General features: G+C 70.0%; 5 protein-coding genes. 3 read left to right on the top strand and 2 right to left on the bottom strand.

All coding sequences use genetic code 11. The features are described from left to right. The first annotated feature begins 1 nt into the window (after nt 1). From JJV70_RS21580 to JJV70_RS21570, 3 genes are all read left to right on the top strand, one after another. Nucleotides 2-961, top strand: coding sequence for a sugar ABC transporter permease (locus JJV70_RS21580; protein WP_308294951.1), 960 nt, complete (start codon nt 2-4; stop codon nt 959-961). Then, on the top strand, nt 958-1782 hold the full coding sequence (locus JJV70_RS21575; RefSeq protein ID WP_308294950.1) for a carbohydrate ABC transporter permease: 825 nt from the start codon (nt 958-960) through the stop codon (nt 1780-1782). The genes JJV70_RS21580 and JJV70_RS21575 overlap by 4 nt, the downstream gene beginning before the upstream one ends. A 95-nt stretch (nt 1783-1877) precedes the next feature. Then, on the top strand, nt 1878-2204 hold the full coding sequence (locus JJV70_RS21570) for a chorismate mutase (RefSeq protein ID WP_219049713.1): 327 nt from the start codon (nt 1878-1880) through the stop codon (nt 2202-2204). Between the two features lie 85 nt (nt 2205-2289). Here JJV70_RS21570 and JJV70_RS21565 read toward each other — a convergent pair whose 3' ends face one another. Beyond that, on the bottom strand, nt 2290-2817 hold the full coding sequence (locus JJV70_RS21565) for a flavoprotein (protein ID WP_219049712.1): 528 nt from the start codon (nt 2815-2817) through the stop codon (nt 2290-2292). Then, nucleotides 2814-4022, bottom strand: coding sequence for a helix-turn-helix domain-containing protein (locus JJV70_RS21560; RefSeq protein WP_257574354.1), 1209 nt, complete (start codon nt 4020-4022; stop codon nt 2814-2816). The genes JJV70_RS21565 and JJV70_RS21560 overlap by 4 nt, the downstream gene beginning before the upstream one ends. Between the last annotated feature and the right edge of the window lie 715 nt (nt 4023-4737).

Below are 4737 nucleotides of genomic sequence, written 5' to 3'. Positions count from 1 at the left end.
GGTGCCGGGCGCGGCACGGGTGCCGCCCTCCGGCCAGGGCGCCCGCGCCGCCCGGCGCCGCCGCGCGCTGCGGCCCTGGCTGCTGCTCGCCCCCGCCCTGCTGGCCGTCGGCGGGCTGCTGCTGTGGCCGCTGGTCCGCGTGGTGTGGATGTCCTTCCAGGACTACGGGCTTCGCGAAATCGTCAGCGGCACCAGCAACTACAACGGCGGCGCCCACTACGCCACCATCCTGGGCGACTCCTACCTGTGGACGACGGTGCTGCCCAACACCGTCGCCTTCGCCGCCGTCTGCGTCGCCCTCACCGTCGTCCTCGGCACCCTCGTGGCCCTGCTGCTCACCCGGCTCACCCCGCTGTGGCGCACCCTCACCGCCAGCGTGATCATGATGGCGTGGGCGATGCCCGCGGTCACCGGCACCTACGTGTGGGTGTGGCTGTTCGACCCGCTCGGCGGTGCCGTCGTGCAGGGTCTGGGCGGGCTCGGTGTCCTCGACCCGGCGGCCACCAACTGGTTCACCGGACGGCTGACGTTCTACGCCATCGCCACCCTCAACGTCGTCCACCACAGCTTCCCGTTCGTGGCCGTCACCGTCTACGCCGGACTGCTGACCATCCCGCGCGAACTGCACGAGGCGGGCATCGTGGACGGGGCCAGCGCCTGGCAGCGGTTCTGGTCCATCACCGTGCCGGCCATCAAACCGGTGTTCCTGGTCGTCGTCATCCTCTCCACGATCTGGGACTTCAAGGTGTTCGTGCAGCTGTACCTCATGCCCGGCGGCAACGGCGCCAACCCGGCCGTGCTGAATCTGGGCGTGTGGTCCTACGTGGAGTCCTTCGCGCAGCGCCAGTACGGCATGGGCGCGGCCATCGCCGTGCTGCTCACCCTGCTGCTGCTGGCCATCACCGTCGGCTACGTCCGGGCCTTGTTCGCCGAGGGACGCGAGAAGGGGGAACCGCTGTGAGGACGTCAGCGGCCGCACGCTGGGGCACGGGTGCGGCCACGGCCGCGCTGCTCGCCTTCACCGTGCTGCCCGTCTACTGGATGGTGACCTCCGCGCTCGACCCGCGCGCAAGCGCCCGCGGTGCCTCCCCGCTGCCGTCCGGCGTCACCCTCGACCACTTCCGGTTCGTCCTCGCCGAGGGCGGCTTCGGCCGGTTCCTGCTCAACTCCGCGCTGGTGGGCGCCGGGACGGTCGCACTCTCCGGGGCGCTGGCCCTGCTCGCCGCCGTCGCCGTGGCCCGGCACACCTTCCGGCTGCGCACCACCGTGCTGATCCTGGTGCTCGTGGTGCAGATGGTGCCGCTGGAGGCGCTGGTCATCCCGCTGTTCGTGCAGATGCGCAACCTGGCGATGCTCAACAGCCTGCTCGGGCTCACCATCGTCTACCTGGCGTTCTCGCTGCCCTTCGCGATCTGGATGCTGCGCGGCTTCGTCGCCGCCGTCCCGCGCGAGGTGGAGGAGGCCGCCTACCTCGACGGCTGCTCCTGGTGGCGGATGTTCCGCTCCGTGCTGCTGCCGCTGGCCGCGCCGGGCCTGGTGGCCACCAGTGTGTTCTCCTTCATCGTCGCGTGGAACGAGTTCCTGTTCGCCTTCACCTTCCTGCAGGACGAGGCCACGTTCACCGCCGCCGTCGGACTGCACCGGTTCTTCGGGCAGCACAGCAACGACTGGGGCGCGGTGATGGCCGGGTCCACCCTCATCACCCTGCCGGTCCTGGTGTTCTTCGTCCTCGTCCAGCGCCGCCTGTCCACGGGCCTGGCCGCAGGCGCGGTCAAGGGCTGAACCACCCCGTGGCGTCTGCGCGTCGCTACCGGGGAAACCCGCCCGGGTGCTGGACACGTGGCACGGCGGCCCGGCCCGGCCTCTAAGGTCGGGGCATGAGCGAGAGCAAGATCGACGCCGCCGTGCGGGCCGACCTGGAGCGGCTGCGCGACAGCATCGACAACATCGACGCCGCCGTGGTGCACATGCTCGCCGAGCGCTTCAAGTGCACCCAGCAGGTGGGGCGGCTGAAGGCAGAACACCGGCTGCCGCCCGCCGACCCGGGCCGGGAGGCGCGCCAGATCGCCCGGCTGCGGCAGCTCGCGGAGAGCGCGAAGCTGGACCCCGCGTTCGCGGAGAAACTGCTGAACTTCATCATCGCCGAGGTGATCAGACACCACGAGACGCTGGCCAGCGAGGGAACCGACGCCCCGGAGCGATGACCCGGGAGAGATTTAGGAGATCATTTCCAAACCGTGTCCCAGCCGAGGTTCTTCATGGCCCGCTCCTTCCCGTGGCGGGGTCGCATCACGCGATGGCAGCCAGTGCGCGGTGCCACGGGTAGGCGCGTGCATTGCCCTGCTTGGGCGGGTGGGACTCGTATCCGTCTGGGCCGTCCAGCACCCGTACGCCTTGCTCCCGCAGTGTCTGGAGAGCACGGCTGACGGCGGGCTGCGCTCCCAGGGCGGTTGACCAGAACGGCATGGCGGCTACGGGTATCCCCAAGTGCACGCCTTCCGCTGGGATGCCCAGCGCTACGGTGTCGGTAATTCCTGCTGCCCACTTGCACGCGCTTGTTGTCGTCAGGGGAGCCACGAGCATCGCGGCGGCTTTCGGCAGTGAGTCTCCTTCGCCCGGCAGCTTGTACTGAGATCGCACGGCGCGGCCCGTCAGCGTCTCCAGTTCGCCCATGCGCGGCTCCCACCAGTGCGCGGCAGTGGGGGTGAGGATGAGGCACACCTCCCAGCCGTCAGCCTGGGCCGTCCGGACGCCGATGTCGATGTGCTGGGTGGGGCCTGCGGCGCAGGCGATCAGATACAGAACGGGCCTTGTCATGCCCGGAGTCCACACCGCTGGGCAAGGTTACGCAACTCCCTGCCGGGCGCGGGGCTGGCGCCGAGCAGGTCCTTCACCAGGGAAACCGTCGAAGGGCGGCCCTGAACTTCCTCGGGAGCGAGCGCGTTGGCTGTGACGACGGCCTGGACGGCGGCGTCCGGGCGTCGGGTCAAGACGTTGGCGCGTGCTTCGGTGATGAGGTGGCGTGCTCGTCTCTCACGAGACAGGGCGGCGAGAGATTCGGCGTCCAGGGACGAAGCGGCTTCGAGGGCGGACCAGCCGTCCTCGAAGCGTGTGAGCGCATCAATCTGGTGGAGCGTGACATTGGTGGGGCCGAAGCTCGTCCAGTCGGCGTTGAGGTCTTCGCCCTGCTGGTCGGCGACGTCTTCGGCTTCGCCGATGAGGTTCTGCATGGCGTTGATCGCGTCTGGGGAGCGGGCGTTGCCGGTGGCGGCGATGGCAGCTGACAGGTACAGCATGCCGAGCGTGGACAACCCCTCTGGCCCACGCGTTTCAAGGTCGGCGCGGAGTCGGTTCGCGGTGGTGCTGGCGAAGACGACGGCCGCTCCGGGGCGGCCTTGCCGGGAGATGTTCTTCGTGACGCGGCGGGAGGCGGCGGCGATGGCGACCGGGTCGGCTGCGATCTCCGCAGCGGCCAGAGCACGGTCAGCGGCTACGGAAGCCTGCGGAAGCGTCGCTTCCCCGTATTTTTGCAGGTAGGACGCGGTGAGTTGGTAGACGCGGGACAGTATGGCGTGGGTGCTGCTGCGGGTTTCGAGGTTGGCTGCTGCGACGGCTGCGCGCGTGAGCGTGAGGAGTTTCGGCAGTTCCCGGGCCAGTGCGCCGTAGTGGCATGCCTGGAAGGCCCCGCAGCAGTAGGTGAGGCGGCGACGTAGGTCGGCTTCCTGGGGGGCGGGCTGGTCAACGGTGTGGTGGAGGGCGTCAACAACGGCGAGCACGGGTGCCGGGGGTTGGGCGCGGGGTGGCGGGGCGGGGGCGTCAGTCAAGAGCTGTTCCAGGGGGATGCGCAGAATGTCGGCGGCGCGTTCGAGGATGGACAAGCGGGGGTCGGTCTGTCGGTGGCCCCCCTCTACATCTTGGACCCAGCGGCGGGATTGGCCCATGAGCCTGCCGAAATCGGCCTGGGTGAAGCCGCGACGCTCGCGCCAGTAGGCGATGCGGCGCCCGATACCGTTCGTGGGCATGTCCATCTCCTAGCACAAGGCACGCACACTGCGTGCTCACCGTCCGTTGTACCGCTCTTACGGTGCTCACGACTGCAAAACGTGTAGAGAGGCGGGCAGATCGTGAGCATTCCGGCCGATGCAGGGCCTTGGCGCCCACCCCCCGGCCCGACTATCGAGTATCAGCGTGCGGGGGTGTGGTGGGATGCGGTGCGCGTCTCCGCCGCTCTCGCGCCCGCTGTGTTCGACGCGCTTGACGGACGTTCCGGCGCTGTCATCGAGGACACCCCAGGCCGTCTAATGACGTGGTTTGTCCAGCCCGGGGCGGCTGCCGGGTGGCCTCGTCTGGACGGGGTGGCGGTGCTGTCCCGGGGTGGTCTTTCCATCGGTGTGCCCCCGGCGGGGCGGCGCTGGGGTGAACTGCGCTGGCTGGTGCTGCCCGGTGCTGACGGGCCGTGGACGGATGCGGCCGTGCTGGAGCAGGCTCTCACGATCGGCGTCGCCCAGCGTGTCGGCCCCCGCCGCCCGGTCACTGTGCTGTGTACGGGGTGCGGTCGGCCCACTGGCGCCGCTGTGGTCGTCGCGACTGCGCCCGCCGCTTTTGGCCCTGACCACGGTGCCTGGGCGTGTCCTGCCTGTGCCCCGCATCTGCCGGACGGCCCTGGTGTCACCGGGGTGGTCCGGTGACCCGCCCCGACCGGCCCGTGCCGCCGAGCGCCTGCATGCGCTGCCAGCG

This window comes from Streptomyces sp. JJ66, from assembly GCF_019303495.1.
Taxonomy (GTDB): Bacteria; Actinomycetota; Actinomycetes; order Streptomycetales; family Streptomycetaceae; genus Streptomyces.
The sequence above is the reverse complement of the archived record's forward strand: the minus strand, read 5'-3'. Positions and strand labels throughout refer to the sequence as shown.

What these genes read in the sequence shown, in the direction of transcription:
- JJV70_RS21570 (WP_219049713.1), top strand. Translation starts at nt 1,878, where the DNA reads ATGAGCGAGAGCAAGATCGACGCCGCCGTGCGGGCCGACCTGGAGCGG.
- JJV70_RS21565 (WP_219049712.1), bottom strand. Translation starts at nt 2,817, where the DNA reads ATGACAAGGCCCGTTCTGTATCTGATCGCCTGCGCCGCAGGCCCCACC.
- JJV70_RS21560 (WP_257574354.1), bottom strand. Translation starts at nt 4,022, where the DNA reads ATGCCCACGAACGGTATCGGGCGCCGCATCGCCTACTGGCGCGAGCGT.